The sequence below is a fragment of the Nocardia pseudobrasiliensis NBRC 108224 genome (assembly GCF_001613105.1).
Classification (GTDB): domain Bacteria; phylum Actinomycetota; class Actinomycetes; order Mycobacteriales; family Mycobacteriaceae; genus Nocardia; species Nocardia pseudobrasiliensis.
Genome location: NZ_BDBS01000102.1, coordinates 1 through 645 on the forward strand (window position 1 = coordinate 1; position 645 = coordinate 645).

The 645-nt window shown below is 67.1% G+C and carries 1 protein-coding gene; it reads right to left on the minus strand.

Going from position 1 to position 645, the window contains the following annotated elements; all coding sequences use genetic code 11:
• Nucleotides 1–70: 70 nt before the first annotated feature.
• Nucleotides 71–645, minus strand: a 575-nt coding sequence (locus NP4_RS39480; protein WP_174556229.1) for an alpha-hydroxy-acid oxidizing protein, incomplete at its 5' end; no start/stop codon positions are given.

Here is a 645-nt window from a genome sequence, read left to right on the forward strand (position 1 = left end):
GGGCACGGCCGCGTGATCATTGTTGCCGGGAATACTCATGCGCGGATTCCTCGCTCTCAGGTCGGAGGTGTCATCGGCTGGGCTTGGTGCTCGGACGACGACGCCGGGCGTAGGTGCGGGGATCAATACCGTTGAGACGGCAATAGGTTTCGAGGTCGCCGTCGAGCAGTAGGTCGCATTCGGTGAGCGCACCGGGGCTGGTGGACCCGAGGACGGCCAGGATCGAGGAGAGCTGGTCAAGCCAGGTTCGTATGGTCGCGATCAGCGCCTCGGTGCCGTGGGTGAGCAGGATTGTCAGGAATGCTCCGGCGACACCGGCGGCGTTGGCTCCCAACGCCAATGCCCGGGCGATGTCCAGCGGTGAGCGGATGCCGCCGGAGGCGAGGATGTCGATGCCGTCGACGTCGGCGGTGTCGAGCAGGCAGCACGGCGTGCTCAGGCCCCACGGTATGAGGTAGGAGTAGTCGGGGCCGGCGCGGCGGGCGTTTTCGATGCGCGCGAAATCGGTGCCCCCACGTCCGCCCACGTCGGCGACCGCCACACCGAGCTCGCGCAACCACGCGACGGTCTTGCCGCTGAGCCCGAACCCGACCTCTTTCACGATCACGGGCACATCGGCGCCCGCGGTGATGGTTTCGATATGCC